The sequence below is a fragment of the Aneurinibacillus soli genome, assembly GCF_002355375.1.
GTDB lineage: Bacteria > Bacillota > Bacilli > Aneurinibacillales > Aneurinibacillaceae > Aneurinibacillus > Aneurinibacillus soli.
Genome location: NZ_AP017312.1, coordinates 2,307,887 through 2,332,314, shown reverse-complemented (window position 1 = coordinate 2,332,314; position 24,428 = coordinate 2,307,887). Strand labels below are relative to the sequence as shown.

39 protein-coding genes are annotated in these 24,428 nt (G+C 42.3%); 5 read left to right on the top strand and 34 right to left on the bottom strand.

Annotated elements, in window-relative coordinates; translation table 11 throughout:
• Positions 1-69: 69 nt before the first annotated feature.
• Positions 70-216 carry a hypothetical protein gene (locus tag CB4_RS21015; RefSeq protein ID WP_157737951.1) on the bottom strand — a complete coding sequence of 49 codons (147 nt, stop codon included), beginning with the start codon at positions 214-216 and terminating at the stop codon, positions 70-72.
• Between the two features lie 62 nt (positions 217-278).
• Positions 279-497, bottom strand: coding sequence for a helix-turn-helix domain-containing protein (locus CB4_RS11800; RefSeq protein WP_096465992.1), 219 nt, complete (start codon positions 495-497; stop codon positions 279-281).
• Positions 498-671: 174 nt separating this feature from the next.
• On the opposite strand from CB4_RS11800, the gene CB4_RS11795 reads away from it, so the two are divergent.
• The 3 genes from CB4_RS11795 (at position 672) to CB4_RS11780 (ending at position 1,977) form a co-directional block, all read left to right on the top strand.
• On the top strand, positions 672-899 hold the full coding sequence (locus tag CB4_RS11795) for a helix-turn-helix domain-containing protein (protein WP_197703118.1): 228 nt from the start codon (positions 672-674) through the stop codon (positions 897-899).
• Between the two features lie 513 nt (positions 900-1,412).
• Positions 1,413-1,571, top strand: coding sequence for a helix-turn-helix transcriptional regulator (locus tag CB4_RS11785; RefSeq protein WP_157737950.1), 159 nt, complete (start codon positions 1,413-1,415; stop codon positions 1,569-1,571).
• 232 nt (positions 1,572-1,803) lie between these two features.
• Entirely contained in the window at positions 1,804-1,977 is a 174-nt protein-coding gene (locus tag CB4_RS11780) for a DUF8096 family protein (RefSeq protein ID WP_096467724.1), read from the top strand.
• A gap of 95 nt (positions 1,978-2,072) precedes the next feature.
• Here CB4_RS11780 and CB4_RS11775 read toward each other — a convergent pair whose 3' ends face one another.
• The 29 genes from CB4_RS11775 to CB4_RS11640 form a co-directional block, all read right to left on the bottom strand.
• On the bottom strand, positions 2,073-2,921 hold the full coding sequence (locus tag CB4_RS11775) for a toll/interleukin-1 receptor domain-containing protein (protein ID WP_157737949.1): 849 nt from the start codon (positions 2,919-2,921) through the stop codon (positions 2,073-2,075).
• Positions 2,922-3,148: 227 nt separating this feature from the next.
• On the bottom strand, positions 3,149-3,796 hold the full coding sequence (locus CB4_RS11770; protein ID WP_146226545.1) for a GNAT family N-acetyltransferase: 648 nt from the start codon (positions 3,794-3,796) through the stop codon (positions 3,149-3,151).
• 293 nt (positions 3,797-4,089) lie between these two features.
• Positions 4,090-6,351 (bottom strand): discoidin domain-containing protein, encoded by a 2,262-nt coding sequence (locus tag CB4_RS11765; protein ID WP_096465987.1) that lies wholly within the window; start codon positions 6,349-6,351, stop codon positions 4,090-4,092.
• A gap of 3 nt (positions 6,352-6,354) precedes the next feature.
• Positions 6,355-7,029: a hypothetical protein gene (locus CB4_RS11760; protein WP_096465986.1), complete on the bottom strand. Its 675-nt coding sequence runs from the start codon at positions 7,027-7,029 to the stop codon at positions 6,355-6,357.
• A gap of 14 nt (positions 7,030-7,043) precedes the next feature.
• Positions 7,044-7,739, bottom strand: coding sequence for a hypothetical protein (locus CB4_RS11755; protein ID WP_096465985.1), 696 nt, complete (start codon positions 7,737-7,739; stop codon positions 7,044-7,046).
• Between the two features lie 213 nt (positions 7,740-7,952).
• Positions 7,953-8,396 (bottom strand): ArpU family phage packaging/lysis transcriptional regulator, encoded by a 444-nt coding sequence (locus CB4_RS11750; protein ID WP_096465984.1) that lies wholly within the window; start codon positions 8,394-8,396, stop codon positions 7,953-7,955.
• A 125-nt stretch (positions 8,397-8,521) separates the two neighbouring features.
• The gene (locus tag CB4_RS11745; protein ID WP_096465983.1) at positions 8,522-9,037 is read right to left on the bottom strand and encodes a putative metallopeptidase; all 516 of its coding nucleotides are present in this window, start codon (positions 9,035-9,037) and stop codon (positions 8,522-8,524) included.
• A 98-nt stretch (positions 9,038-9,135) separates the two neighbouring features.
• A complete protein-coding gene (locus CB4_RS11740) occupies positions 9,136-9,654 on the bottom strand; it encodes a Holliday junction resolvase RecU (protein WP_096465982.1) in 519 nt (172 codons plus the stop codon).
• The gene (locus tag CB4_RS11735) at positions 9,651-10,061 is read right to left on the bottom strand and encodes a zinc-finger domain-containing protein (RefSeq protein WP_157737948.1); all 411 of its coding nucleotides are present in this window, start codon (positions 10,059-10,061) and stop codon (positions 9,651-9,653) included. Before CB4_RS11735 ends, CB4_RS11740 begins: the two co-directional genes overlap by 4 nt.
• On the bottom strand, positions 10,058-10,282 hold the full coding sequence (locus CB4_RS11730) for a hypothetical protein (RefSeq protein WP_096465980.1): 225 nt from the start codon (positions 10,280-10,282) through the stop codon (positions 10,058-10,060). The genes CB4_RS11735 and CB4_RS11730 overlap by 4 nt, the downstream gene beginning before the upstream one ends.
• Positions 10,279-10,548 (bottom strand): ASCH/PUA domain-containing protein, encoded by a 270-nt coding sequence (locus CB4_RS11725; protein WP_096465979.1) that lies wholly within the window; start codon positions 10,546-10,548, stop codon positions 10,279-10,281. Before CB4_RS11725 ends, CB4_RS11730 begins: the two co-directional genes overlap by 4 nt.
• 2 nt (positions 10,549-10,550) lie before the next feature.
• Positions 10,551-11,567: a primase C-terminal domain-containing protein gene (locus tag CB4_RS11720; RefSeq protein ID WP_146226544.1), complete on the bottom strand. Its 1,017-nt coding sequence runs from the start codon at positions 11,565-11,567 to the stop codon at positions 10,551-10,553.
• A 20-nt stretch (positions 11,568-11,587) separates the two neighbouring features.
• Positions 11,588-11,929 (bottom strand): hypothetical protein, encoded by a 342-nt coding sequence (locus tag CB4_RS11715; protein WP_231955980.1) that lies wholly within the window; start codon positions 11,927-11,929, stop codon positions 11,588-11,590.
• A 64-nt stretch (positions 11,930-11,993) separates the two neighbouring features.
• Entirely contained in the window at positions 11,994-12,326 is a 333-nt protein-coding gene (locus CB4_RS11710; protein ID WP_096465976.1) for a hypothetical protein, read from the bottom strand.
• Positions 12,327-12,333: 7 nt separating this feature from the next.
• Positions 12,334-13,707 carry a DnaB-like helicase C-terminal domain-containing protein gene (locus CB4_RS11705; protein WP_096465975.1) on the bottom strand — a complete coding sequence of 458 codons (1,374 nt, stop codon included), beginning with the start codon at positions 13,705-13,707 and terminating at the stop codon, positions 12,334-12,336.
• 6 nt (positions 13,708-13,713) lie between these two features.
• Positions 13,714-13,968, bottom strand: a complete 255-nt coding sequence (locus CB4_RS11700) for a replicative helicase loader/inhibitor (RefSeq protein WP_096465974.1) — start codon at positions 13,966-13,968, stop codon at positions 13,714-13,716.
• Positions 13,958-14,890, bottom strand: coding sequence for a DnaD domain-containing protein (locus CB4_RS11695; RefSeq protein ID WP_157737947.1), 933 nt, complete (start codon positions 14,888-14,890; stop codon positions 13,958-13,960). The genes CB4_RS11700 and CB4_RS11695 overlap by 11 nt, the downstream gene beginning before the upstream one ends.
• Positions 14,891-14,953: 63 nt before the next feature.
• Positions 14,954-15,292, bottom strand: a complete 339-nt coding sequence (locus tag CB4_RS11690) for a hypothetical protein (RefSeq protein WP_096465972.1) — start codon at positions 15,290-15,292, stop codon at positions 14,954-14,956.
• Between the two features lies 1 nt (position 15,293).
• Positions 15,294-15,512 (bottom strand): IDEAL domain-containing protein, encoded by a 219-nt coding sequence (locus tag CB4_RS11685; protein ID WP_096465971.1) that lies wholly within the window; start codon positions 15,510-15,512, stop codon positions 15,294-15,296.
• A gap of 34 nt (positions 15,513-15,546) precedes the next feature.
• Entirely contained in the window at positions 15,547-16,011 is a 465-nt protein-coding gene (locus tag CB4_RS11680; protein ID WP_096465970.1) for a single-stranded DNA-binding protein, read from the bottom strand.
• 1 nt (position 16,012) lies between these two features.
• A complete protein-coding gene (locus CB4_RS11675; protein WP_096465969.1) occupies positions 16,013-16,570 on the bottom strand; it encodes a Sak single strand annealing protein in 558 nt (185 codons plus the stop codon).
• Positions 16,571-16,583: 13 nt separating this feature from the next.
• Positions 16,584-16,712, bottom strand: coding sequence for a hypothetical protein (locus tag CB4_RS21870; RefSeq protein WP_258365603.1), 129 nt, complete (start codon positions 16,710-16,712; stop codon positions 16,584-16,586).
• Positions 16,712-18,619: an AAA family ATPase gene (locus CB4_RS11670; protein ID WP_096465968.1), complete on the bottom strand. Its 1,908-nt coding sequence runs from the start codon at positions 18,617-18,619 to the stop codon at positions 16,712-16,714. The genes CB4_RS21870 and CB4_RS11670 overlap by 1 nt, the downstream gene beginning before the upstream one ends.
• Complete coding sequence (locus CB4_RS11665) at positions 18,616-18,801, bottom strand: hypothetical protein (RefSeq protein ID WP_096465967.1); 186 nt, start codon at positions 18,799-18,801, stop codon at positions 18,616-18,618. Before CB4_RS11665 ends, CB4_RS11670 begins: the two co-directional genes overlap by 4 nt.
• 114 nt (positions 18,802-18,915) lie before the next feature.
• Positions 18,916-19,188 (bottom strand): hypothetical protein, encoded by a 273-nt coding sequence (locus tag CB4_RS11660; protein WP_096465966.1) that lies wholly within the window; start codon positions 19,186-19,188, stop codon positions 18,916-18,918.
• 138 nt (positions 19,189-19,326) lie between these two features.
• Positions 19,327-19,917 carry a spore protease YyaC gene (yyaC, locus tag CB4_RS11655; RefSeq protein WP_096465965.1) on the bottom strand — a complete coding sequence of 197 codons (591 nt, stop codon included), beginning with the start codon at positions 19,915-19,917 and terminating at the stop codon, positions 19,327-19,329.
• A 14-nt stretch (positions 19,918-19,931) separates the two neighbouring features.
• Positions 19,932-20,474, bottom strand: a complete 543-nt coding sequence (locus tag CB4_RS11650; protein ID WP_146226543.1) for a hypothetical protein — start codon at positions 20,472-20,474, stop codon at positions 19,932-19,934.
• Positions 20,456-20,911 carry a DUF5651 domain-containing protein gene (locus tag CB4_RS11645; RefSeq protein WP_096465963.1) on the bottom strand — a complete coding sequence of 152 codons (456 nt, stop codon included), beginning with the start codon at positions 20,909-20,911 and terminating at the stop codon, positions 20,456-20,458. The genes CB4_RS11650 and CB4_RS11645 overlap by 19 nt, the downstream gene beginning before the upstream one ends.
• A complete protein-coding gene (locus CB4_RS11640; protein WP_096465962.1) occupies positions 20,908-21,225 on the bottom strand; it encodes a hypothetical protein in 318 nt (105 codons plus the stop codon). Before CB4_RS11640 ends, CB4_RS11645 begins: the two co-directional genes overlap by 4 nt.
• A gap of 247 nt (positions 21,226-21,472) precedes the next feature.
• Between CB4_RS11640 and CB4_RS11635 the strand changes: the two genes are divergently transcribed.
• Complete coding sequence (locus tag CB4_RS11635) at positions 21,473-22,309, top strand: tyrosine-type recombinase/integrase (protein ID WP_172890868.1); 837 nt, start codon at positions 21,473-21,475, stop codon at positions 22,307-22,309.
• Here the strand turns inward: CB4_RS11635 and CB4_RS11630 are convergent.
• Positions 22,251-22,598 carry a hypothetical protein gene (locus tag CB4_RS11630; RefSeq protein ID WP_146226541.1) on the bottom strand — a complete coding sequence of 116 codons (348 nt, stop codon included), beginning with the start codon at positions 22,596-22,598 and terminating at the stop codon, positions 22,251-22,253. The two genes, CB4_RS11635 and CB4_RS11630, sit on opposite strands and share 59 nt — an antisense overlap.
• 83 nt (positions 22,599-22,681) lie before the next feature.
• Positions 22,682-23,185: an endonuclease domain-containing protein gene (locus tag CB4_RS11625; protein WP_146226540.1), complete on the bottom strand. Its 504-nt coding sequence runs from the start codon at positions 23,183-23,185 to the stop codon at positions 22,682-22,684.
• A 141-nt stretch (positions 23,186-23,326) separates the two neighbouring features.
• Between CB4_RS11625 and CB4_RS11620 the strand changes: the two genes are divergently transcribed.
• Positions 23,327-24,049, top strand: a complete 723-nt coding sequence (locus CB4_RS11620; protein WP_096465958.1) for a hypothetical protein — start codon at positions 23,327-23,329, stop codon at positions 24,047-24,049.
• 92 nt (positions 24,050-24,141) lie between these two features.
• Here CB4_RS11620 and CB4_RS22015 read toward each other — a convergent pair whose 3' ends face one another.
• Positions 24,142-24,411, bottom strand: coding sequence for a tail fiber assembly protein (locus CB4_RS22015; protein WP_373681319.1), 270 nt, complete (start codon positions 24,409-24,411; stop codon positions 24,142-24,144).
• Positions 24,412-24,428 lie beyond the last annotated feature (17 nt).

Below are 24,428 nucleotides of genomic sequence, written 5' to 3'. Positions count from 1 at the left end.
ATACAAACGCAACAGTTGGAATAGTATGTAGTAATCTAGGGTGTAGCTGGACAACTCGTGCTGCCAAAGTTAGCGCTGCACGATAGGGTTTAATGAGCAATCGGATAACAACTGTCTGGCTTCCTGTACATCAGCCAGTGCCGCACCGCATTTTACATATAATTCAGTCATCTTAATCAAGGGATTATCATCTACATTCATTTCTAGTTGCTTCACTACCTCTGCATGTTTCCCTAAAGTAATCCCAATCCCCCTCCTTTATCTCCTAAGCGTAGCTACTACTGCGCTGGTGTATACTCTATCAATTCGTGCAAGTCACACTCGAAGAAATCACACAGAATAATCAGCGTTTTTACACTTGGGTTGTACTCTTGATCTTCCGCGTACAATCTATTTAGCGCTTCATGACGAAGGCCCGTTTCTTTACTTAGCTGATTAATAGAACGAATCTTACGTTTCCCCATCAATACAGAAAGATTATTTTTCACTTTGTTCATTTTTACACCCCCATTTGAATATCTTGGTAACTTTCTGTATAAATCCAATTATAACTATTTAGTTAAAAATTTCAATACTAACTTCATAAAATTTAACACTAACGTTAAATTTTTAACACTATTATTCCATTATGTATTGATCTGTTATATATTTAAATCAAGGATGGTGATACCGTGGCTAGAAAAATAAAGAGCAGATTGCATATACTTATGGGGATGCGAAAAATTAAAAGTATTAATGAACTTTCGCGCTTAACCGGAATAAGCAACCCTACTCTTACTAGATTTTATAATGATAAAAATGATCGCATCGACTATAAAACAATCATCACGCTATGTGACTTTTTCAATGTTCCGTTAAGTGAGTTGTTAGTTTTAGAAGAAGACGATTCTGATAACTAAATCTGCGACCTGCGCCATACAATAGCGGTGCAGGTTTTTCAATTATAGTACATGTTAACCACTCCCTTTGTTCTACTTATTCTCGAAAATACTACCATTAATTACATAATCTTCATACTATTTGACATATGTTTTTACACATGCGCGACATAATTAGACATAAAAAAATACTATTCGACAATCAAACCATCAAATCGAATAGTTACTGTATGTAGATGTATTTGCCTATTTCCCCCCTGAAACAATGCATAAAAGATATATCCCTCATCCGTAACCTTCCAATCTGTAACCTTCAAAAACCTACTTCTTGCTCGCTTTCTTTTTTGCTTGATAAGGAAATATACTTCTGCTATCCGGTACAGTTCTTCAAAAGTCACCGTGCTACCGCCTCTTGGTGTCAATATGCGCAAAATTGTAGTAATATAATGGTATCTCATTTCTGGGGGTAAATAGTAACAAATGGCTTTCCGTGCAGGAAAGTGCCTATTACGTCAGCGATTGCGTGAAGCCAAGATGACTCAGCAGGATCTGGCACACCGCATGAACAAAAGCCGTTCACAAATAAGTCAGTACGTGAACGGCACTCGTACCATGTCGTTAGAAACAGCTCGAACCATCGCACACATAGTCGGCTGCACGATGGAACAACTGTACGACTGGACTTGGGAATAGGCACAAAAAAGAGTGGAGTTTTTCCTCCTCTCTCGGTCATTTGTTTACTATTTGTTAAACATTATATCCTGCTATATTTGTAATTAATATCTGTAAAATATTACAAAAAGCCCTGCTCGAATAAGCAAGGCTTTTGACTAAATATGCTGTGTTTGATTCTTACTTAATATCGATCTAATCTGATATGATATAAAAGTTAAATCCAACGTGAAGGTGATCGACATTGACTGAAATCAACCAAGAATACAAAGGTTATGACACAACCATTGTTTACGACTACAAAGAGCACCCTGATGCGGTTAGTGGCCGCTGTGATAATTGTGGTAACGCCCATTTCAAAAGCTCTGTGAAGGATACGATTTTCCTTAGAGAATGCAGACAGTGCGGCATGAAGAAGAGTATTTAATCCTGCGAGATGCAGGGTTTTTGTTTGCAAAAGAAAAAAGGGCACTCCGAAGAGCGACATTAAATTTTCTTTAATAATTTTATATAAATCTAACATTACATATCTAGCTCTAGTTGTATACGTTGTTCGATATGTTTTGTTCGTTTTGTTAAATGAACCAGTGGTCTTCTCAACATACGAAGCATATGTTGAAATTCGTTAATATCCATTTCTCGTGTTTCCTCATATTTTTTAATCAAAGCTTCACCTATCGTTAAGCCTCTTCTTAAATCAGCAATAGCACCAGGGTGAACTGTAGAAGGGCTTAACTCCCCTATAACTTTGGCTAAATACTCCGGTGGCAATATATCATGAGGAGAACGAAGTAACTTTTGCTGATTTCGTGTAAGCTCCAAAACCTCCTCAAGCATACTGTTTATTTCGCCAGAATTTTCTTTCTCATCCGAAATTAAATAATCATCACTATTGACAAGTAGGTTGTCTAATTCTTCCTTTAAAGCTGGCCACCACATTTCAAATACCTTATCTAATCTCAAACTGTCTAGCCCTTGTAAATCACAAGCTTTGTTAATACCATCTATTAATTTCTTCACATCGTCTTTCTCATATAGAGTAGATTGAAATTGCAAGAGAGGACCTGATACTTCAAACCTTTTAATCCCAAATAAAAAAGGAGAAACATACGCTTTATCAAATGTTTTAGCTAAAGCTCCGGCTTCAAAGTTAATCCAAGGAGCCTCGATATTCTCCTTTGTAATACATATAATACCATAAGATGAAACTTCTAGTTCTTGTGCAATATCACTACTCCAACGTGCTCCTTTATCAATATCTTCAGAGGAAACATAAGGTTCTACAGCCTGTATAACAGAAGGTAACCATTCTCTAAAGACTAAAGCCACCCTTCTACTTAATTCTCCTGACCAACTTAAAAAAACCTTCAACTTATAATTCCCCCTATCAAAAGTGTTTCTTAATCTACTGCTAAACTTCGACAAGAAGAACTATTTTCCTTGAAACTTGTAGAAAATCGTCACTTTTTCAATCTACAAACTAATAAAGATTATATTATTGAAAATCAAAAAGGACTACTCATCTTCTTCTACTATCATCAAGCACTCTATCCAAGCAGCCTACCAATATTCAGCCAAAAAACACCCATTTAACACCACTACTTTTCGTATTCAAATATCTCTGGATCCTCTAAGACAACTCGACTAAAAATGGCATCAACCTGTTCTCCAGACAATTTAACTCCATCATTTATCCATAGTATTTTTCCGTCACGGCAAGTAAAACCATACTTTTCATAAAAATGAATTAAGCGCTTATAATGCTCCTCATCTCCGTAATCCATATTACCAGTTACAAAAAACACTTTTTCTTTTTGGCTTCTTGCGATCTGAAGTAACTCCTTCATCATTAGCGATCCATAGCCTTTGTTAATACTTTCGCCAAATACTCTAATATCAGCAATATACAAACTTTTATCTGCCTCTCTTCGATTCACATACATAACAGGGTAAGGAATTATTATCCCTTTCTTTGTTATAACAATCGCCTCGATAGTGATCATATCTTCATCGTTTCCATCATAGAAGAAATGGCGATAGATAATAACAATTTCCCCATTTTTATTCCTTTCTGTTCTTAATATTTTAAAACCTTCATTTTCGATTTCCTGTACTCGTATTTGTAATTCGTACTCCATATCCCCTTTTATCTTAAGAGGAATAAATTTATCCCTTTTAATCCCAAAGAGGTCTTCAAGAAAGTTGAACTCTATTTTCATTTTAAATTCTCCCTCTAAAACTTCCAAAATATGAACCACCCATGTCTCATTTTACCAATTATTTCGTCTTAATTGGAAATAAAATACCACCTTCTTATCAGAAAGATGGTATCACCATTATTTATCGTTGTTTTTAGTATGCATCTTCTTAAATCTTTACTCGCCGCTTCCCTCTGCTCATCTGACATCTCTCGTTTCGCCACCATCCGTACGTGCTTGGGATACGTGATCCGCAGTATTGTAGACATAAAAAAATAGGAGCCGCAATTAAGCGACTCCTGAAGGTGAGCATAAAAAATACGCCTTTATCGGCGCTTGGTTTACAGAGGGACTCGGTTAAACTTATAATCCCCATCCGCAAGAATATGAACTTGTAGTTTTTCTGGACCGTCATACTCATAGTTGTAATCAGTTCCGTGAACAGCTTTTACCCATTTTCCTTGCATATTTACTTCCATAACAAGCTGATCGTTCTCGCATACATCTGTAGATGACTGCTGGGATTGTAGGTACCCGAATGCAATCCAATTGTATTGCGGAGTACCATGTCCGTTATCAAATAGCTGTGCCCATTCCGCAGTGGTAATGGCGTTCAGTTCTTCTTGTGTCATACCTTGTTGTGCGACTTTATCGACATCAGCACGGATTGTACGGTCAAGTTTACCAAGGCTTACCCATCCCGCTGCTGTTTTAACATACCAATCTGGTGCACCTGTCTCTACATTGGACTTGGCCACTACATAGCGTTCATTCGCTGCCCCTGTTTTCGTGCCGGTTACTTTTACAGAGCTGATACCAGAAATAGATGAGATTCGAATACTTGATTTTGGTGTAATGAACTGAGCATCTGGCACTTGCGTAACACGTAATGTAGGTACTGTAGCTGCAGTGTCGTCTGTGAAGCGTAACACCTTCAATGGTTTACCAGCTTCTTTTGCAATTCCTCGTAATGTATCCCAAGCAATTGTAGAAAGGTCAGCACCATTTGTCTCCATCAGCGCTTTTAATTCTGCATCTGTGCCACGTGGACCTTGTAATGTTCCATTTGGTAGATAGATATCTGTTCCAATTTGGGCTACGTATTTTGGAGTACGTGGTTTTTCTTCTTCCCCTAGTACACTCATTACTAATACAGGACGGAAACCGGTATCTGTTCCATATCCACCTGTATTATATGCACCCCATCTATTTACTGCTGTACCTCCACGTATAACACGCTGTGTATTTGTACTATTTACAGTTGAACTGCTCAATGAATACTGTCCATTCCAGTTCCATATTCCATTATCTCCTGCTGCAATAGTTCCTCCTAAGTTAGAATTAACAACAATTTGATCCCACTCATTGTCTGTATCTGTTGAAAGAATACCGCCTGTAAGAAGTCGAGTGTTGAATTTGTAGTTTGTGTTAACATTGGATTGCTCAAACATTTGCATTTCATACACATACCAACCACCTGTCGCATCAGAATTAGCTAGTAATCTCCAAAATCGTTTTGGACCAGTAGATGTAAAATCAATATAATCATTAGACGGGTATGATCCAAGAGATAGATTATCTTTTTGATAAACATTAGTCCAAGCAACTCCATCATCAGAACTTTGGACAATGATACTGGTTACACCGTATGATATAGTTGAAGAATGTTGTATTAATCGAATACAACAAATATTCTTTGGTTGTTTAAAATCATAACCAATCCACGCTACACCTTTTGTTGTACCTGCTTGCAAGGATACCCAGCGAGTCCCATTTGCACTTCCGCTTAGCGGGATAGGATAATTACCATCAAAAGCATTAGTAGCTGGACTTACGCTTGCATCTCCACTACTTATAGCTGTTCCACCATAAATAGAAAATGCAGTTTGTGTTCCACTGTGTGTCGCAATCCCCATGGCGTTCAACGTATCCCAACTAATGCTATGTTGTACATTTCGATCGGCCACGAATACCTTGTTTCCAAGGTGGTCATCTTTTGAATAAATCCAGTAAAAGTCACCATTTGGAGTAGCAGAAGAAGCGGCAGGGATAAAATCGCTTGTTTCTTGTCCTAGTCCACTAAATACCCCTACTTTTCCACTGCTTGCTTGATAATGACAACGGATTCTATCCCCAATAACAGCGATGTCTTTTGGGTCTAGTTTTTCTTGAGGGTGGAGTAGTCGACCTGTATCATCAATATCAATAGCGTCAAGAGCGGTAGTTGTCCCACCCGGAGTAATTTCGACTTGGTGTGTGGAATGAGATAACCCTGTTTTTTCATACACCAACATAGAGCCTCCAGATCCACCGATTGTTCCTATACTTAATTCAGAAAACGTTTCAATAATACCATCTATGCTAATTGAAATCGGATTGGTTCTACTTGATGATTGATAGCCAATAATGCGAATCTTTGTTCCTATAAAATTAAACTTAATTTTATCTGTCGATACAGAAGATTGATAACAGGTTCCTCCATAAGGACCGCCGCCAAGAAGAGTAGAAGTCCACGTGCCTTTATACATGAAAGCAGGACAAGTATCATCATACCTTTTCCATCCTGTTTCAGGCGTTATTAATTGTTGTCCTATTGTAGCCATCTATTAAACCTCCTTATATTCAAATACTGGACGGAATCCATATAGATTTAAACTATCGCCTGATAGCCGAGTCAGTACATGTTTTAGACCCCCTTGTCCTCTACCAACTCGTACGTTATTAGCTGGATTTTGCGCTGATGATCCATTGTAAGGAACAAATCCATTTACAGGCGTTTCTTGGCACCATGTAGCTACATTATTCCAATGCCATACGTCATCTCGTCCGGCTCCTGTTCCATAATCTTTACGGACAATGTATTCATCCCATTCATTGTTTGTTGGCCATGCTCCTAATCCTTTATCAGTAAGACTCATATTTCCGTTTGCATCTGTGTAGGCATTTCCTCCACCGAGAGAGCGTATAATACCTTGAATTCCATCAAATGATTTCACCAAGTGTCTTCCTTGGACTACTTTTTCACCATTTAAAAAGTCCCATGATTTAGTATGGAAAATGACTCTGTCGGAGATCAATAATCCTTTATCTGCTTTTATGAAATAAAAAAATCCATTGGATGCCCAAGGAACACCTGTTACGGGATATTCAGTATATATTCCTGTTGTTTTTAAATACTCGACATCCCAACTACCTACTGTCCAGTATGTTTTGATATAGTCGCCTATTTGCATATCTTGGATTTTACTACGTAGTTGACCACTTGTATTTGGCATTGGCATATGTTATTCCCCCTTTACGCGCTTAATACGCTTTCTAATTTAGCGACATTAGAATCAATATCGACCTGGAACAACACTCCTGATTCTGACCATGTAGTCTTTTCCATCAGGTAATCTTTCTGATTCACCGGCTTCATTACACCTGTAAATTGCGTATAGAGAGGATCAAAATTGAATTGATCAGCATCCGTGTTGTTGAAACCCATTGCGTACAACTGAGCACCCTGCTGAGTCAGTGCGAATTTAAGTACTTCAATCGGGCTGTAATCCAGTAATGCGCTTGGCTTAGTGATTGGATGGATGAATGTATCCCCGGCACGCTGACCAAGTTTGGTAAGCTGAGTAGTTTCGATGTCAGATGATACTGTAATATCAGCTACGTTACCCCGTTCTTCTACGTTCAGAACGATGCCGTCACCGTTTTTGAAGTTTACCGTTGGGGGAATAACCGGAACGCCGTTTACTTGAACATTTGCGCCTTTTTGTGGCAACGTATTTACAATCTGTTCAACGGCCGGTACGAAGTCTTGGATTTCTGATGCTGTATGCGTGTGATGTAACGGTGCTTTTTCAGCAAGTAGAGTATCCGTTTCTCCTTTTGTGTAGTAGCGATCATCGTGGTTATGGGACGGATCACTTCCTGTACCTGGTGAACCACAATCGCAACATTCATTAATAATGACATTGACTCTTGAATTGCATTTGCACATGCTTTTCACTCCTCTTTTTAAAGTTAATGTTTTGGGATAAAGTCAGATCTCCCACTACATGTAGCGCATCCCCTTTCCAGCAAAAAAAGCCGCTCCCTTTTAGGAACGGCTTCTCTGCTTTTCTTCTGACAATATCATCTTAACACGCTAAATCATGAATAGCGTGCCAAAATCCGGTCATGTTTCGGTCAACATCCGGTCATGCTGCACTATCTATTTATCGCCTGCATTTTCTAGAACCTCTAACTTTAGCATTAACGCTAATATATAAATCGCACGTGATTTCTCACGTCTGTATGTACGCTCACTCAGCCTAACTTCATTAGCAACCAGATAGTCAAAATTGCTTTCTTCACCCAGGTATCGCTTTTCTATAATCTCTTTTTGTCTTTGTGGTAATTTATTTACAGCAAACTCGATACGGTTAGACAACTCGACAATTTTACCTTCATGCTCCACATTCCAGATCGCACAATTTTCTACAGGTTTATCTATCTTATTGGTTTTACTGCTGAACTGAGACTCATAATTCGATACATTATTTATTTCCCGGCGCACAAATCCAACTCGCCTATAGATACGTACTGTCTCCAACACTTCTTCCACTCTTTTTTTCGTGGCTTTTCTATCAATTTCCGGTAAGAACGACTGACTCATCCTATATCCTCCCTGCCTTACAATTTAATATTTTTGTGTTAACAAAGCAGGTTCTTTGGGTGTCTCTTGCTGCGTATCGCAGTACAAGCCTGCTAACATTTATACCGCTAGCAGGCTTGTACACATTATTTAATAACACGTAAATTTCGTTCTATATCATCCAAATCCATTTGATGCTCAGCATTACGAACCACAGACGCAAACTTCTCGATCCCCGTCTCCCAGAGACCATGCCGCTTAATTATATCGCTGAATTCCTCCACATCGTGTTCCCGAATCACCCAGTTAGACGGATCTTCTTTCGGCAGCCACTTGTCTACCCACTCCTCTTTCTCCTTGTCATATATCCGTTCACTTTTACGCGAGAAGTGACAAAGTTCATGGTCAACTAAAGCAACTTGCTGGGCTTCACTTAGTGCTGTCCATGCTTCTTTGTTTATGAATACCATGAGCATAAAACCAGTCTCAAACCGTTCAAAAGCCGTCAATTTCTTTGCTTTACCTGCCCAATCGCTCTGACCGCAGCGAAAACGGTAGCCGATCACTTCCTTTGCATCCTGCATATGTGGATGGTGCTGGTCAATCAAGCGCCCAGAAATCTCCTGTACTTCCGGTGCTTCTTCAAAATACACATCACTCATGCATGTCATCTCCTGTTCTGAGGTTTGTATCGTTTTTACCCTCACATACCCTATACGGGCTATCCTTGTATTTTTTCAGCCAAACTCGAAAAAATTTTCTACATGCTCCAAACTTTCTCCACAACCGTCAGATAATCTACTGGCACACGCCCTTTATTCACCTGATAAGCGTACACATCCATCTCCTGTAACGGAATACTCTTTGTTCCCCGCTTGCCATTCTTCGCCTTTTCCCAATACTGCGCCAATAGTGTGTACGGAAGTAGATATACCGTTTGATGCGCAGCAAACTCTACTAACAGAAAAGCAATTGCACCGCACTTATGACACTTCCTCATATATTCGACCTGGTGCTCATGGATATTACCCAGCGGAAAGCGCGTTAACTCCTTCGTGCTTTTCGCCTCAAATACGATAGCTCTGCCTTTGCACACGCCATCATAATCAACGGTTGATGGCTTCTCCAGATAACCATGTATCATACCGCGACTATTCTGGCCCATAATTTTCACTGGTGTTGGTCGCTTATTAATCAGTGCCATTCCTGCGTTTTCATACATCTTATTGGTGTAGTCGAGTAGTTTTTCGAAGGCCATACCTCGGTTCGCATGACTCATACTCCTACCTCCAGCAGTCCTTGCTCGCGCCAACATTTCTTGATCTTGCCAAAGCGTGACGTGCTAATGTCGTACTGCATAGCAATCTGCCAATCTTTCATGCCCTTCTCTTTGTCAGCTACATAGCTTTGTGGTGTTAACTCTTCACGCTGTCTTGTTGCAGCAAGAAATGACTTTTTCTTTGGTGGTTTTATTTTTTCCCCAGTTAATTCTGAAGCGATAGATCGGAGTCTTTCTCCAGTTGAGCACTCTGTAATACAATAGTTCTGAAACTGGTTTTTTGCACTGTCCCGTTCACTATTTTTCTTTCCATCCAGTGCCTGATCTACCTTTTTGCACTTTGCACATTCTGTGTCCAGCATCCGGCATATCTGCAAGCGTAACGCTCGCTTCTCCTTCTTTGTCACGTATCTCTCAACCTCCTCGCTTCCTCGCATAGCTTGTCATATTTCACCATCGCAGGCTTGTACCGCGCATCTCCAGTAGGCAGTGAAGCAATAAACTCTGCACCTTTCACAACACGCTCAAGCGTCGCCTTGTACTCAGGTGTACATGTGTCAATCGGTTCGGGTAACGTTTCCTCCTGTGGCGGTACAGCATCCATCAGCATGTCTCCGAAGTCACTCATGCAATTTCTACTTTCCCCCCGATTCCTAGCACCAGATACCCCTGCTGTTGTGCATAGTCCGTCATGTATGTGACTGTCACTTCCACCTTCCGACCTGTAAAAGCGTGTACGTCGGCGTTGTACTCTTTCAAAACAAGTGTGTCGCCCACTTTAAAATCCCGATCATTCTTCCTGATCTCGAATCGCTTGTGACCATCGAGCACAGCCTGAAAGTACTGTGGCTCAGTTTTCAGTTCATGTATTCTTGGTTTCTTCTCATCTACCATTACTACCATCTCCTACTCACATTATTGATTGTATACTCTTCTTTCCACAGCTTGCACCGCTTATCACAGTGCTCCTGCAAAACCGCATCCCGGCAACCGAAGTCATATTCCCGCTCCATCCCCTGCCGATAAATGCGCTCCATGTCATCTGTATCCAACGGTGGATTATTACCGTTGTTCCACTCATCGAAAGCAACCCATACCATCTTAGGATTGAGTCCAGCATGCTTCAGGTGTGTAACCACACGTAGCCCCGCATTATCCCTGCTTCCTTCTGGAATCCCCTGCATGATGGAATGCATGCACAGCTTTACACGAATAGTAGCTTTATCACCATTCACTCCTGCGTATGGCTGTGCCCCATCTTTCTGCAGCTGCTCATATGCCTGATTCAGTTCATGCAGGTACTCATTCAGCTCGTACTCTTCTTCAACATCCAGTTCCTCACGCGGATTTTTTGCCATCTCCCGAATTTGTTCTACACTCATATTCCGTAACTCAAACTCATACAACTCTACTTTATACAGACTGGACTTTCCGTTAATCGTGTTGGGCAAACGGAATATCCGCACCTTGTCATAAATTTTCATGTCAATATCAACTCGACCACTCATCAGGTTCGTAACCAGATACAGCAATCGCTTGTGAATGTCATCACCCGACCTCAACCCTGCCATCGTAGCCGGGATCATAATATGGAACCCTTTCGCCCCAGAAAAGTAGAATCGACAAGCGTTTGTGTCAATCCCATACATCTCCAGTATTTCAATCGCTTGAACAGCACCGTCCTGCGCTTCCTCGATTGTTGTTGCGTCTATATCAATTGGTATCCAATCGGTGTAAGCAGGTCCTTTGTAGCCCATGACGCTCGGATACCAATGTCCACCCTTCGACTCTCGCTGATTGTTCTGGAAGTATACTGCCATTTCATCTGGGTAGCGAAAGTATGTCATGTATGCATCGCGGTATCCGGTTGGATCTCCAAGTTTCGTTATATCGCATAGTCGATTACGGTTCATCGCTCCGTTGACCGCTACATCTACCCACTTGTATTCTGGATATAAGATGGTTTCACCACCAAACTTGCGCTGTATCTTTGTAGCTTAATTTTTATTTCATTCAACCACTCAACATCATTCAACGAAAGAACAAGCAGATACATGTCTAACCAGTCATCTACACCTAACTCGGCTTCCTGATTGCATTTAGACAAAAGCATACGTGTAAACGAAGAATAATCAGCAAACGACACAGTTCCTTTCTCCGGCTGCAAGTGAATCAAAAGCCGCTTTAACTCATCTTTTACCTGATCCATAAGCTCATTGTGATCGCAACCCGAACACCGATAAACTGGAACATGCTCAACCTCCATGCAATTCATGTAAACGATTTTTCGTAAATGCACATGCATGCTATTACCGCAATAATCACACGATTTTTCCATATCACACACCTACTCGCTTGTTTGTCGGTCGCTGAATCTTCCATACGTTTCCGCAATCGCAGTGCAACGTTTCTTCAGAGCCTACTTTTCCAAAAAATCCATCCATCTCAATTCCACATGAGCATTTCAGTGAAAATGACAATTCTCTTTCCTGCACAGTACCTTTCGCCCAATCTGCAAATGTTGTGATCCAGCAGCTCTGCAGCTTATCTGAACCATACTTTCTGTATGTGACATTTCCGGCTTCTCCTGGCTTCGGAGCTTGAATTACTATTCTCATCAGTCCTTTTCCGTTGTGATACATTATCCCTTCCTCGATTTCGTCAATTCGCATTTCAATCTCATCCCCTTATCTCCGGCACAACTTCCGTAATAAACTGCCGCTTCTTATCAAAATGACACCATATCGGAATATCACTGTCGTCTCTACGGACCTTCCGTTTCTCGATCTTATGCGTCACTCGCTTTGCCTTCTCCTCATCACGAAACGACTTCCGCAACAGGTCCTCATCTTTGCTATTGAGTGGTTTGAAGAAATATACGGCATCACATTCGTTGGCCATCGCCTTTGCACCCTCAATCTGTTCATCATCATTCAACTGTCCCAAGAGAACGACGGGTGCGTTTAACTCCATCGCCAATTCCTTGCTTTTCTTCGCTACCCGAATAAGCTTTTGATAGTCCTGTAATTTGCTGAACTCTGGCGTATCTAGGTTCATACGCCCTACATAGTCGATCACAAGCATATCCAGACTGCCGTACTTGTTACGGAATTTCTTTGCCAGCCCCCTCGATTTTGCCACGGTAAGATTCGGCAAACGGGATAAATACAGCTGCGAATCTCGTATTTTTTGGTACGCCTTCTCAACCTTTTGCTTCTTTGCCTGAATCTCCTGCGCTGTTCCCGTAAGCCTGCCGGACATAATCTCCTTCGCCGGCACCTGCGAAAGTTGAGCAGCTAGCCGCGCTGCCATCTCCAGTTTTCGCATCTCGGTATTCTCATAGTACGTCCTGTACTTTTGGTGGATGGATACGATACGTGCAATATTCTGAGCAACCGCTGTTTTCCCTTTGCCGGTCTGGGCTGCTATGAAGATTAAGTCTCCACCATGTAAGCCTAGTATCGTTTCATCAATGCCCGGGAACCCGATTACTTGACCATTTGGCAACTCAATAGATAACCGTATTCCGTATGCTTCCTCCGGCGCTTGGCACACTTCTCGAAAATGTTCCAGTGCTTCCGTTGCATATACCTCCGGCTCGATAATCTCGTCCTTTGCATCACTCGAAAATACCTTACTCATCCCAGCATCCATGACCGACAGGATTTCTTCTGGGTGAGAGTTAGTATCCTGCGTCATCCCCAAAATCTTCATAGCCGTATAGTACTGTTCTCGCTTTAGGTATGTGTCTGCAAGGTCTTTTAAGGCGGCACTAAACGCTTCTACACCCTTGAATGACATATCAGCTCGTTTGATTAACGTTTTCTCTCTCTGCGTCTCCATACGCTTTAACACGCTCTGCACATTCGGCTGCGTGTCAGTAGAGAGGGATACGATCACCTTGAACGCTTTTTTCGTCTCGTCATAGTAGAAATAGTTCTCGTCTATGCTCGATAATGCATCATCCAGACATTGTTCACTGTTCAACATGGCGCTGAGTACAGCTATTTCCGCTTGTTGGTCCGTAGGTGTCTTGTAATCCTTGATGCTCAAGATTCATCACTCTCCCAACAAGTCTATCTCTCCTAACGGTACATACTCACGCTCATAATCTTCATCAGGCTTTACCAGGTCTGATATGGCTGGAGGGAACGGCTTTGACTCGATATGTCGGCGTAGGTTTTTGTTTACCAACTCCATATCGTGCGGTTCAAGAAATTCATGCCACAGGATAATACGTTTTTCTGTGACTTCAAAGCTATGATAGGCAGCCGCTATTTTTTCGAGAACATCGACCGTCTGTTCAAGCGTCATCCTTATCGAACTCCCCGTTTTTTATTCGCTGCTTCATACTCTCTATTGCATCAAACGTGGATGCCTGCTTACTTGCCTTTTTACGTGAGCTGTACGTTTTGCTCATATCTTGGATCTCATTGCGAATTACTTCAATCGTTCGCAACCCTTTGTCACTCCAATCCATCAGCAGTTTGTTGGCATAGTCCCATTTGTTCTTGACTGCTTCCTTCCGTACCGCTATCTTCATGGCTTCGACAATCACTGTGTTCGGCTTATCAAACTTACCGCTATCAATCCAGTAGCTGATTTCCTCAGCAACAAATGGCTTGATGTTCAACATGATGTTTTCCTGGTAGAACCGGAACGGATCGTCCTCCTCTTCTTCTCTTTTACTCTTTGTAGTAGTCTCTGTAGTAATCTCTGTATTTGTCCCCCGTTCAAACGTAGGAGAGGGTGACAGCGAAACGTGGGAGGGTGGTACGTTAGAATGTGGGAGGGTGGTACATTCTGGTGAAGGAGACTCCTCCGTTTGGTACGTTACAGCTTTTAACATTTCTACGTTTATGTCGATGTACAGAACATTGTTCAGCACGGTTCCGGCTTCTGTGATAGTACGAAACTCGCGTGTAATGACTCCTGTCTTCTCTAAAAAATCCATTGACTCTTTAACCTGTCGTTTGGAAAAGCCAAATTGGTCAGCGAAACTTTGATAGCTGCGTTGCAACTTGTCGGCTTTGAACTTCTTCTGAGGCTTCTGCAATTCTCCGGTTGATTCGTCTCGAATTTCCATCGGTCGATACCAGTACACGATTTCGGACAGAACCATGATCGCAACCATATTTGGCTTTCCGCTATCGTGACGTAATGTTTTCAGCCAATTAGCCGGGATAATATTACCCGTAAAACTCATGCGCCCTACTTCTTCAACGGTCTTACTCATATGCTGACCTCCGCGCATATTTGGCTGTCCAGCCCCATATAGTAGGACTGAACAGCCAAGCTATTATTCATCGTACTCAGACTGAGGACGAACACCGTAATATGCCCATGTAGGCTCAATCTCTTCGCCATCGTCCATTCGGATAGCTGTCGGATCATCCCACGAAACTCCAACAGAACCCTCATCCCATATTTCCACCAGTTTTACCTCAGTCGTTCCCACTTCCACAAGATCATCACTTTGGCACCGGGTACATATGACACCATGGCCGTTCACATCCAAAATATTCACCGAGAAATGCAGATCACACGTTACGCAATAGAGAAGCGTCTCGATAAACGTTTTGTTCAGATACCGCGACTTGTAGCAGTCAATCAGTCGATAATCAGGGAATTTAGCCAAATCAATTCATCTCCATAAAGTACTTGTGCGAATCGCTACGTACGGAACTTTCATCAATTAAACTCTTTAATTTACTTGTCGCTTCATCAAACATCAGACGATCGCCATGCTCAAGCGCATGATCGATTTTCTTATGCAGGGTGTCGATTCGATAGTTGCGAATCGCTTCATCAAGCACCATTTCTGCGGCTAAACTTAACACAGCAGGGTTAACAATCATCTGGCTCCCCCTTTCGCTTTAGTACTTTACTGTATTAAAAAGGCAAATCATCATCCGAGATGTCGATTGGTCGCTGGTCATCTGCAAACGGGTTGTCGTTAAACGAACCACCTGAACGTCTGCCACCTTGATTACCACTGGGTTGCTGCCCTTGTCCACCGTTACCATTACTATTTCCGCTATCACCATGACCACCGATAAATGTTACGTTCTCCGCCACAATCTCGGTTACATAGATGCGCCTGCCTTCGTTATTCTCGTAGTTGCGTGTCTGAATCCGACCCTCTACGGCTGCCTGACGACCTTTCTTCAAATACTGGGCACAAAGCTCAGCCAGCTTGCTCCAGACTACGATGTTAAGGAAGTCTGCGTCTGGTTCACCATCACGCTTAAAGCGTCGATCTACTGCCAGTGTGAACGTGCAAATCGCAGTTCCGTTCTGCGTATAACGCATCTCCACGTCTTTCGTAAGTCTACCGAGCAAAATTGATCTGTTCATGCTATTGTCCTCCCTGCTTATCTGCTAACTTGTCTGTTAAAAATTGCTCAATCCATTCATTTGAGCGACCTTCACTCACCCATTTTTGATACTGTGCATCGAACTTGTCTGTATCACCCATGAGTTTTTTCCAATTCTCTTTGATAGACGGTGTTGGTTCTTGTGGTTCGGAAGGTGGTAAATCTTCTCCTGAATAGATGTACAAACCTAAGCCGTGTAGCGCTATTGCTTTAGCTAAGCACCGCTGGATACTTGTATTGATTTGAAAGGAGTTTGGTTTTTCGATAGGTTTGTTACGGTTATCAAGTACAGGATGAATTTGAGATAGTTCGACTCCGTTGCATGTCACTGCTACTTCTACAAAATACCCGCAGTCTGTTTTTAAGTACGGCATACTATCAAACCGCTTTACCTCCCATGTAGCTGTTGGATCATGACGGCGTAGCTGGTCAACCGCCCACGACCAAGAAAGATAGCTAAATCCAGCTTTTTTCTCGATGAATTCACCCACATCTACGGAAGCCATCTTCTCGTAAAAGTTTTGTGGTTTCTCGCCCATGCATCTCATCTCCTCAATTCACAAATTCACTTCGGCACCCTGAACACGCTACGTCTTTCTTCTCTCCAGTAGCCCCATCATGAACCGGAAGAGTTTTCTCCCCCGGCTCAATTGGATCACCACACACAACACATGTTTCCATTACTCAACCTGCAACGACTGCCCTGCTACTACTGTGGCTGTGAACAGTTGCCCTGGTATCGCATCAAAATGCGTGATACTCTCGGCGTTATCTACAAATGTAGGGTATACCTTCCCAGTCACTTGCTTCACCATACCGGCCACTTCTAGCCCCAGCCGAATACGCTCAGACAGCGATAGAATATTGATTGGCTTGTCATTGTACAGCAACTTGAATACCGGCTTAATCTCACCTGTTGTCTTTGTCACATCAAACAGCTTGATTGATACATTCGTAAAGTACTGCTCAATCTGTCCAGCCTGCATCTCCGCATGTTTGGCAACATATTCATTGATAGCCTTAATCGCCAGCTCATTCCGTTCAATCACAGACTTGTCATTCTCGGCTGATGCCTGCATCTTCTCAATCGCCTGCGCCGCTTCTTCCTTACGCTGAAGAATACTTTCACGCTCGGCGTTGATTTTGCGTCGTTCATCGAGCGATTGCTGCAACTCTGTACGTTGCTGCTGTAAATCTGCTTTTCGTTGCTTCTCTACCCTCTCGCACTCAACAATGAGCTGATTGTTTCCTTCCTGAACATCACGCAGCGCTTGTTTAGCTTCCTCTACCTTCTGCATCCATTCAGCCGCAACTTGTTGCTTTTGCTCCTCATACTGGCTCATAGCGTCAGCATTAGCCTTTTTCACAGCTTGCAGGTCTGCTTTTGCTTTCTCAATCGCCTGCGTTGCTTCTGCAATCTTTTGCTCTTTCTGCGATTGATAAGCTTCTACTTCGCGTTTGTACGCCGCTTGTTTTGCTTTTAGTTGCGCTTGAAGACTGCCACCCGCATCTTCCATTTCCGACAACTCATCTTCATACGCTTTCTTGCGCTCATCTAGCTTTTTCATAGCCAATGCATACGCCTGCTCACTAAAGCTCTGCTGGCATGTCGGGCATGTATCCCCTACCTGAAGCGGTATAGCAAGTTGATCAAGTTCATGCTTCACAACTTTGTACTCTGCACGTAACGTTGCGATTTTATGCTGAATATCAGTCACATCCGGCGCTTTTGGCTCCGGCATACGTTCTGCTTCATACAGCTTACACTCTGCGTCTCGTACAGCCTGCTCAAACGGTGCCATATCCTGCAACACTGGTTGTGGTGGTAAAACGGTATACATATTGCGTTCGTATTCCTTAATCCTATCTTCTAATCCTGACGTATCCTGTAACGCTGGCTTTTCACTTACGGCAAACAGTTGCTTCTCTACTTGCTCAAGCGGTAATTCCATCTCCTGTGTATCTACTTTCTCCGGCACATCCATCTGCATTGTCACTTGATGCGTAGCAACCGCACCCTCAATATAGAATAGGTCAGCCTGCATCTCCTTAATCTCAGCGTTCAGTTCTTTCTTGCGGCTCTCCGGGTCATGCATCTCCAAACCTTGCAAAGCATCACGGAACACTTGGTCCATTTCAGACAGTACCACTCCCGGTTCAATCAGTTGCACAAACTTCATGAAGAAGTTTCGTGCTTCTTTATCACTCATGCCTAATACGTGAGTCGGCCAGAATGATGCCATGAAATTTTCAGCAGGTCCAATGACAGATTCAATCTCAGCTTGTGTAACCTGCACCTTATTCAGCAGCACTTTCTTTTGCCGCGTCTGCTCCCGTCGAATCTCGAAGGTGCGCCCATCTACTTCTACCGTAACGGACACTTCTGCTTTACGCTCATCCTTGTTGACCAGCGAATCTGTCCGGCTGCTTCCATCCAGATTCAGGCCGTACAGCGCGAATACGATGGCTTCCGCAATTGAAGTCTTGCCTGTGTAGTTGTCGCCGCTGATTTTCACCTGCTCACCAAACGCACAAATGGCATGTTTTGCACCTTTGAAGTTTCTCACTTCCAGTTGACGAATTATCATACTATTTCCTCCATCTCCCTGTAATACTGATCCGCGACTTCTTCCACGATTTCATTCATATCAATCCCAACTGCATCTCCTAAATCTTTCATGCCAGCCAAGTATCCAGCATCATAAAAACTACCAGATAAATTGGTAAGCAGGTGTTTAATATCAGCTCGTTGCTGCTCGGTTAATTCCATGCATATCATCTCCTGTGTATGCAAATTTCAAGGCTATTTGCTACTGAAACAAGAACCCTGCTACAATGTTGGCATAGACTGATTTTCGAGCGGCCTGCTTCGGCAGGTCATTTTTTATGATGCATCCTCTTCTGGCAAATACCGAACTTGAAAACGCTGGCTATTTGCTTCTATAAACTCTGGAAACTCAATTCCTACTCGCTCATAAAACCACTGACGCACCTGCTGGATAGAGCTTTCCTCAAACTCTGCCCTTGTCCGACTTCTATTAAGTGGTCTCACATCTAATTCAGACAGTACAGCTTCAATCAGTGGCACATGCGGCTTTTTAGTTCGTGTTACGATGCCCAATCTGAACGCTATATCTTTGCGTGTGACAGTATTCAAATGTTCATCCTCCCAACATCACTCAGCTATTTTCTCGCACGCTATCCCTTTCACGTATCTCACCGCACACTCATCGCGCTGATGTAGCATATCTCCATTTACGTCCCATACGCTTTCTCCTGCGTATATCTCGCCACCTCAACCGATACATTCATCTACAATCTTCTGCTCTTGCTGATCGGATAATCCAGCTGAAAATCTGTCTGTATCTTCACTCGCCGCAACTTCTTCGAAAACCACAGGTGCAATCACCTCCATAATGGCATCACAGATGACACTTGCAAGTTTAAATACAATCGACAATCTGGTATTTGCTAAATTAAAATAATTTTCTGCGTAGTTAGGTGTTCCGACATTTACAAACGCTTTGATATGGTAATCTCCTACTTCTACTAGCTTCTTGCCAACTCCGGCACCTGGCTTGAGCGGTCCCTCCGTTACGCTAACTGTACCAACCTTCCTCATACTCCCTAAGCAGGCATCAATCGCAATCACCGTTTTCCCCGCTGGCACTTGGCTTAATCGTTCTTCTAAATTCACCGCATGTAGCGGCTTATCTAATGTGCCAATCACATCATATCCGTCCGCCGCTAGCTTACTGCCAACTAACGGCCCCAGACTATCTCCTGTCGAACGGTCCGTCCCTATGCAGGCAAATACATAGCTTTCTGCATCGAATGTGGGCAGCATGTAGCGTAGTGCAACAGCAACTTCTTCTTTACTCGTCATGCATCACATCTCCTTTACTTAAACGAAAATCTATTCCAGTCACCATACAACTCTATGGTTTTCTCCTTACCTTTTCTACCTGCTGTACTCGCTGTCATGACTGGTTCTGTAGCCGCTCTCTCAGAATCCCATCCTCGCTTTATCCTGCGCACAAAAGTATGGTACGCAATTCCGTTTTTAGCCGCCAACTCTACATGTGCAGGATCATATACTCGATTCTTTTCTGTACCTTTCAATGCCGCCGCTTTTCTATCCTGTAACGGTTGGGTAGCAGCTCGTTCCTCATCCCATCCATAGACGTTCACACGGCTCATGAACGTGTCGTACTTGATGCCGTTTTGTTCTGCAATTTTCGCCCACTCACCCCGGTCCAACTTTTCTCTCAAAGGGGTATTCATAGCCCTTTCCTTCTTCCAACCCAACAAATGAATACGCCGTTCTAGGTTTGCAGCATCAATGCCATTCTGCTGTGCTCTTTTGTATTCCTCCGGCGTAATGTAAAATTCATGGCTCACACATCCACCGCCATTCATCATGATTACTGCCGATACGGACAATCGCCCGTCTCCATATGTGCTGCCGGAATATCTGCTTCCTGCATCACCGTAAACACGCGACACTCCTGCCAATCACACCGCTTGCAGTCCCGACAATGGTTAGCAATCGCCAACTCAGCCAAATCCGCTATCAACGTATCCGGCACCGCTACCACCCGTTTATCCGGTAACGGCTTCCCGGCACGTTCACGCACGATGAAGTCACATTTCTGCGCGATTTTGTGAATGCGTAAAATCTCCTTCTGGTCAAGCGATTCGGCAAGCCCCTCCTTCAACGCTTTGTGAATATACGTCCGCGCCCGCTTCATATCAGACCAATGCTTACCAAACAGTTTCTGCACTCGCGGACTTGCTTGAAGTAGGCTGTCCATCGTCAGCTCGAACACCAGCATGGTGACAATGTTCTCGCGTTCTTGCCGATTCAGGTACGCTTTCATACTCCAACCTGCCTGATTCCATCGGTAATCTCCTGCGCAGTAGCTGCCTGTACTTCACTTACACCATCTTCTTCGATCACCTCATTGATCATCTTTGCCAACTTATCTACTTTCTCTCCCGACTTGTCCCGGTCATCACGCAGGAACCGGATACATTCATCTTGCTTTACAACCACGTCTGCCATCTCCTGATACAGTCGCTCGTACAAATGCAGGTTGTGGTGAGTCGCTTCAAGATGGGCAAGCATCATTTCGCGATCATCATGTAATCGACGATATGACGGAATAATCCAGTACCAAATCTTTTTTCTCATCATGTCATCTCCTTTTTGCTTGCTCACATACTCTATACGTTGCACAAAGAATAAATTTTAGTGGAAACTGATTTTTTTATTTCACCTCCCCCTCATTTTCTGTTCGTATACTCTATACGGGACATCTCCACAGAATTTCAGTCGAAACGAAAAATTATCCCGATAATTATTTTCTGAATATTGTTGTAAAATATTATGGCAGATGATAAAGTAGGTGTCGGAAAGTAGATATAAGGAGATGATACGTATGATTGAGGATTTCAAAAATTACCTGCGCTATGAGCGTAACCTGTCTGAGAACACACTTGATGGCTACTGTCGCGATATTAACCAGTTCCTTTCCTCCATCACCAAGCCTTACTCCGAAGTGACTCCACATGACATTTCCGATTTCATCATTGGTGTACGCAAGCAAGGCTGTAGCGCCGCCACTTCTAACCGTAAACTTTCAGCTATCAAGACATACTTCAAGTTTCTTGTTAAAAAAGGAAGCCTCCAAAACAATCCTGCTATCCTAGTTGAAGGCGCAAAGCAGGAGAAGAAGCTGCCACGCCCAGTTGATGTACAGGATATTGACGCAACCGTAGATAAAATCGACAACCTGCGTGATAAACTGATGATTGAACTTCTGTACTGCACCGGTGTACGGCGTAGTGAACTTGTCGGTATCAGGGTAAGCGACATTAATCACCAAGGATATATTCTGGTATTTGGCAAAGGCAATAAGGAGCGCATTGTGCCACTGGCTCCAGCAACAATGGACATGATTGCAGAATGGCTACATGAGAGGAGGGTAGATGGCAACGGCGATCCGATGTATCTGTTCCCAGGCAAAAAGAAACCCCAACTATGCGCATGGCAAGTTGGGGAAGTAATTCGGAAATGGCGCGGTAATGCGAACATCACGCCGCATAAGTTGCGCCACTCATTTGCGACTGATTTGCTCAGTAACGGGGCTGATCTACGTACTATTCAGGAGTTTATGGGGCATGAAACTATCGCAACCACTGAACGCTATACGGCTGTTACGATGGAGAAGAAATTGCAGGACTACAAGAAGTTCCATCCAAGGGCACTATCCTAATCTTAACGTCTGAAGTTACTTCCTCTACTCCCTTTAGTGTATCGCTTGATGCTTTTAGTATGGAAGCTCCTTTGCTTTGATTATCTTTTACTGTTTCAGTAAGTTTGGAAACTTTTTCATCTGCATCATCTAAATAAAGATTCTGTGCAAAAATTAATTCGTCCTTCTCTTGGATATTCTCATCTTTCTCTACCATACGTTCATGTAACCATTTATTTTCTTGGGCTAACTTCCTGTTTTGTTTTAAAAGTTGCTCATAGTGTTCCCAAGAAAAATCTCTTTTTTCCATTTGAACCATACTCCTTTCATTATGTATAACTGTATTATCCGCGATTGGAAAATAATTATTACCATAAGAAAAGGCATCCATCATTATCGGGATGCCTTTTGCTGAATTTGATCTTTTATCGCAGATTCATCGTCTTTCTTATTAGCTTCTTCCGGTGTCCAATCCATCGCTTGAGCAACTTTAGATAATACGCCTGTCATATCCTTCTTTATTTCTTCATCCCGTACCCTGATAACTTTCCATCCCGCCTCCGTAATAGCAACATCTTTTTTCCTGTCACGCTCCTGCGCTTCTGGCGTATCGTGAAATATGCTGTCGCACTCAATAGCCAATTTATACTTAGGTAAGAATAAGTCAATTTGATACTGCTTAATCGGAACTTGGGTCAGAATTACTACATCCCATTTTGCCAACGCATCAAACATTAGCTTTTCCGGGTTTGATTGGCATTTTCTTCGCTGTGACCAGTCAACTTTCGAAAATGTTGGCTCAATCGGTTTTAAACAAGATAGAATCAGTATGGCTCCTGCCACTACTATGATCGGTAGCACATATTCCAAAAATATCACCTCTTCTCCATCTAACATCGACAATCCCAATGAAAAATATCCCTATCTTTTAAGTGATTTACAATTCATCAAGAAAGTATTGACATTTACCTCCTTAATATTTATGATTTTAGTAATAAATTAAGTAATAATTATTTTGATAAAAAGGAGTGCTTAGAAATGAAGGTAATCAACACAGACGGCAGTCCAGAGAAAATTAGGACAAGTTTGGTACTAGAAAAAGAAAATTTATCTCGTTTAGACATGATGTGCTTAGGTAAATACTCTATATTATCAGATCTTGGAGTTAAAACAACGATAGAAAAGGAGAATGAGTCAACCGATATTGATTTTGATAAAATGCCGCGTGCTGTTAGTCGTTCTCAATTAATGAATGATTTAATAGAAGTAATGACTACTAAAAGTAAAACAAATAAAAGTGAGGCCCCTTATATTTACTTAATCAATGGGACGCCATACACAACAGCTGATTTAGTAAGCCAAGGAATGCGGCTCCTCGCTAATTACTTAGCTTTTCATAAAATGCAACCTCAATGGTACAATTTATTAGCACTTGAAGAACCAGTAATAATTCTGGATTTGGATGAAAACAACCACGAAAAAAATGATCAGTATATTGAAGAACACGGCCTAAAGTTAATTAAAAACAACATTTCTATTTATTGGGATAAAAAAGGGCGATTAGATGCAATAACAGCCCTTGAGGAAGAGATAAGTAAACAGGATGGGTTACTTGATTATCTTCAAGCATTCAGCATCTTAAATGGATATGAGGAGATTAAACAAGTTTTAGAAGAGTCAGCAAATGAAAAACTACGCACATTTGAAGCCAATAAAGAAGATCTTAAAATTATGTTCAAATTCCTTCTCTCTAATCGTTAATAAAAATACTTTAGGAAATCATAAACAAAAAGTCGCTCCTCAAAATGAAGGGCGGCTTTTTGTTCCATACTATATTAATAACCAAATTTAATCTATTCGGGAATCTTCGGCCACACTACATTTGCTAGATCACATATCTCAGTGAAATCTCTTAGAGCCTGCCGGTATTCTATCCATGCTTGCCTTTGTTCATCCGACAACGGCGAGCATGGCAGTACAGTACAGTCACACACCAAGAGTTTTGCATTGCGTTCCTGACGAATTCGAGCGAGCAGTTCTTCCACAGTCGGCACATGCGGTATAAACTCAAAATTTTCCTCGTGTGTTGCCCCTGTACTGCAATTTACTACAACACATATCATCTCCTCACGTATACCTA

What these genes read in the sequence shown, in the direction of transcription:
- CB4_RS11800 (WP_096465992.1), bottom strand. Translation starts at nt 497, where the DNA reads ATGAACAAAGTGAAAAATAATCTTTCTGTATTGATGGGGAAACGTAAG.
- CB4_RS11785 (WP_157737950.1), top strand. Translation starts at nt 1,413, where the DNA reads ATGACTCAGCAGGATCTGGCACACCGCATGAACAAAAGCCGTTCACAA.
- CB4_RS11765 (WP_096465987.1), bottom strand. Translation starts at nt 6,351, where the DNA reads ATGGCTACAATAGGACAACAATTAATAACGCCTGAAACAGGATGGAAA.
- CB4_RS11760 (WP_096465986.1), bottom strand. Translation starts at nt 7,029, where the DNA reads ATGCCAATGCCAAATACAAGTGGTCAACTACGTAGTAAAATCCAAGAT.
- CB4_RS11755 (WP_096465985.1), bottom strand. Translation starts at nt 7,739, where the DNA reads ATGTGCAAATGCAATTCAAGAGTCAATGTCATTATTAATGAATGTTGC.
- CB4_RS11750 (WP_096465984.1), bottom strand. Translation starts at nt 8,396, where the DNA reads ATGAGTCAGTCGTTCTTACCGGAAATTGATAGAAAAGCCACGAAAAAA.
- CB4_RS11745 (WP_096465983.1), bottom strand. Translation starts at nt 9,037, where the DNA reads ATGAGTGATGTGTATTTTGAAGAAGCACCGGAAGTACAGGAGATTTCT.
- CB4_RS11740 (WP_096465982.1), bottom strand. Translation starts at nt 9,654, where the DNA reads ATGAGTCATGCGAACCGAGGTATGGCCTTCGAAAAACTACTCGACTAC.
- CB4_RS11730 (WP_096465980.1), bottom strand. Translation starts at nt 10,282, where the DNA reads ATGAGTGACTTCGGAGACATGCTGATGGATGCTGTACCGCCACAGGAG.
- CB4_RS11725 (WP_096465979.1), bottom strand. Translation starts at nt 10,548, where the DNA reads ATGGTAGATGAGAAGAAACCAAGAATACATGAACTGAAAACTGAGCCA.
- CB4_RS11720 (WP_146226544.1), bottom strand. Translation starts at nt 11,567, where the DNA reads ATGAACCGTAATCGACTATGCGATATAACGAAACTTGGAGATCCAACC.
- CB4_RS11715 (WP_231955980.1), bottom strand. Translation starts at nt 11,929, where the DNA reads ATGAATTGCATGGAGGTTGAGCATGTTCCAGTTTATCGGTGTTCGGGT.
- CB4_RS11710 (WP_096465976.1), bottom strand. Translation starts at nt 12,326, where the DNA reads ATGCGAATTGACGAAATCGAGGAAGGGATAATGTATCACAACGGAAAA.
- CB4_RS11700 (WP_096465974.1), bottom strand. Translation starts at nt 13,968, where the DNA reads ATGACGCTTGAACAGACGGTCGATGTTCTCGAAAAAATAGCGGCTGCC.
- CB4_RS11695 (WP_157737947.1), bottom strand. Translation starts at nt 14,890, where the DNA reads ATGAGTAAGACCGTTGAAGAAGTAGGGCGCATGAGTTTTACGGGTAAT.
- CB4_RS11685 (WP_096465971.1), bottom strand. Translation starts at nt 15,512, where the DNA reads ATGATTGTTAACCCTGCTGTGTTAAGTTTAGCCGCAGAAATGGTGCTT.
- CB4_RS11680 (WP_096465970.1), bottom strand. Translation starts at nt 16,011, where the DNA reads ATGAACAGATCAATTTTGCTCGGTAGACTTACGAAAGACGTGGAGATG.
- CB4_RS11675 (WP_096465969.1), bottom strand. Translation starts at nt 16,570, where the DNA reads ATGGGCGAGAAACCACAAAACTTTTACGAGAAGATGGCTTCCGTAGAT.
- CB4_RS21870 (WP_258365603.1), bottom strand. Translation starts at nt 16,712, where the DNA reads ATGGAAACATGTGTTGTGTGTGGTGATCCAATTGAGCCGGGGGAGAAA.
- CB4_RS11670 (WP_096465968.1), bottom strand. Translation starts at nt 18,619, where the DNA reads ATGATAATTCGTCAACTGGAAGTGAGAAACTTCAAAGGTGCAAAACAT.
- CB4_RS11665 (WP_096465967.1), bottom strand. Translation starts at nt 18,801, where the DNA reads ATGGAATTAACCGAGCAGCAACGAGCTGATATTAAACACCTGCTTACC.
- yyaC (WP_096465965.1), bottom strand. Translation starts at nt 19,917, where the DNA reads ATGACGAGTAAAGAAGAAGTTGCTGTTGCACTACGCTACATGCTGCCC.
- CB4_RS11645 (WP_096465963.1), bottom strand. Translation starts at nt 20,911, where the DNA reads ATGAAAGCGTACCTGAATCGGCAAGAACGCGAGAACATTGTCACCATG.
- CB4_RS11640 (WP_096465962.1), bottom strand. Translation starts at nt 21,225, where the DNA reads ATGAGAAAAAAGATTTGGTACTGGATTATTCCGTCATATCGTCGATTA.
- CB4_RS11635 (WP_172890868.1), top strand. Translation starts at nt 21,473, where the DNA reads ATGATTGAGGATTTCAAAAATTACCTGCGCTATGAGCGTAACCTGTCT.
- CB4_RS11630 (WP_146226541.1), bottom strand. Translation starts at nt 22,598, where the DNA reads ATGGAAAAAAGAGATTTTTCTTGGGAACACTATGAGCAACTTTTAAAA.
- CB4_RS11625 (WP_146226540.1), bottom strand. Translation starts at nt 23,185, where the DNA reads ATGTTAGATGGAGAAGAGGTGATATTTTTGGAATATGTGCTACCGATC.
- CB4_RS11620 (WP_096465958.1), top strand. Translation starts at nt 23,327, where the DNA reads ATGAAGGTAATCAACACAGACGGCAGTCCAGAGAAAATTAGGACAAGT.
- CB4_RS22015 (WP_373681319.1), bottom strand. Translation starts at nt 24,411, where the DNA reads ATGATATGTGTTGTAGTAAATTGCAGTACAGGGGCAACACACGAGGAA.